The sequence below is a fragment of the Chamaesiphon sp. VAR_48_metabat_403 genome, from assembly GCF_031422475.1.
Taxonomy (GTDB): Bacteria; Cyanobacteriota; Cyanobacteriia; order Cyanobacteriales; family Chamaesiphonaceae; genus Chamaesiphon.
Map to the genome: position 1 here is coordinate 1 of NZ_JANPLS010000473.1, position 1933 is coordinate 1933.

1 protein-coding gene is annotated in these 1933 nt (G+C 41.8%); it reads right to left on the reverse strand.

What is annotated here, in order from left to right; translation table 11 throughout:
- Nucleotides 1-133: 133 nt before the first annotated feature.
- Entirely contained in the window at nt 134-1588 is a 1455-nt protein-coding gene (locus RMO79_RS22625; protein ID WP_310485523.1) for a glycosyltransferase, read from the reverse strand.
- Nucleotides 1589-1933 lie beyond the last annotated feature (345 nt).

Consider the following 1933-nt stretch of genomic DNA (forward strand, 5'->3'; position numbering starts at 1 on the left):
GGCTTGACTCATGGCTTCCTCGATGGCTGTCTAAGTTTTGAATTTTATTCAGCCTAACAATTCGCGGAAGCTTTTTCTCTACTGGTACCTGTTTATACTTTCCAAACATCCTCTTAGAGTGTTCAAATATCCTCTACACGAATTTAATTTTACGAGCCGCATATAGGCACATTTTAATTAATACCAATCCCTCGCGAACGTGGGCGATATTTGATTCGCCATAAGTGCGGGGTTGATAGCGAACGGGGACTTCGACAATTTGCAAGTTTAATTTAGCAGCCCCAAATAACAAATCGAAATCGCCAAAGGGATCGAAATCGCCGAAGTAACTGCGATTGGCTACAATTCTCAGATAATCTTCGCGCCACAATACTTTAGTGCCGCAGAGGGTATCTTTGATATTCTGTCCGAGTAAAAATGAAAAAACTAGTGCGAAAAATTTATTTGCTAAGGTATTTAGCCACGGCATTGCAGCTTGAGAATAGGGATACACCAATCTCGAACCATTAATAAATTCTCCACGTCCGCTGGCGATCGCATTTACAAAGTTTACCAGTTCTTCTGGTTGGACGGTGAGATCGGCATCTAAAATAATTAAAATATCTCCAGTTGCTTTTTCAAATCCCAATCTCACGGCATCGCCTTTACCTTTGCCCGATTGTTGAAATGCTTGGATGGTAACATCGCCGCTATATGTATTTACTAAAGTTTGAATTTTATCCCAGGTATCATCTTGCGAATGACCTTCGACAAAAATGACTTCTGTATGTTTGCCCAGTCGGGGTAAACGTTCGATCGCATCGGCAATATTTCCGGCTTCATTACGAGCGGGAATAACTACACTTACTGTATAATCGGTACTAGTATGAGTGCGATCGATCTGTTGGCGGGCGACGATATAATTAGTCAAACCTAGATGATTGACGATCGGTAATGGACTCAGATAACGATTGACAAAGTTAGAGACGATCGGGATATATTTAGGCAAGATACATCGTCTGCCAATCTTAACAGGTTGATAGCCAGTAACGTTTAATAAATTAATGACATCATTCATCGACAGCCAACTTTGGGGCGGTTGTGGACGGCGTTGCCCGATGCGTTCGGCAAGATTTAAAATTGGTTCCCACAAAAAGTTATGGAAGTTAATTACTATTCTCGTCTGTGGATGACAGAGCTGTTGGATATTTACTAATACCTGTTGAATATTAGTCAGATCGCCGAGTACTTCCGATAGAATAATATAGTCGAACTTGGTGGCGAGTAATGGGAACTCATTTGGCGATTCTAGATTTAAATCTTCGGCATCCAGGCAATAAAAGTGTAAGTCGGGATATTTAGTTTTTGCTAAATTAACAACGGCGGATGAAAAGTCAATGCCTACGCTTAATTTTGCATCGACCTTTGCTAATAAATCGCCAGTTCCACAGCCAATTTCTAAAACCTTACTACCAGTCGGAATTAAAAATTGGTGCAATCTATCGAGATCTTGATAATAATATCGATTGCGTCCTGCCCACCAATCTAGTTTTAAGGCGATGGCATCAAAGTGTTTTTGAGCGCGCTCAGTAACTAATCGATTGGACATAAATATTCCTCGTCAATAATCGGGGGCAGAGAATATTATAAACCGATTTTTATCTTTCTAGATGTTTGACAGCTCAGAGATAAAATCCACCACAGGATTAGATGGTAGTTTTTAAAAATAAAACTGCTGCAAACCGCATTATATCGTCAACCTGACAGAGATTCTCCAGGGGAGCCTCCCGTTCGATGCGTCGCTGTCTCGCATAATCCCCCTTGAAAAGGGGGACTTTGAAAGCCCCCGCATCCTTGGGGGTTGGGGGATTTAGATCTAAAAACGAAGTCCAGCCGACTTGTGTATACACCGTAGGTCTACATGCGGAGGCTCACGGGAACGACGCACTGCAAT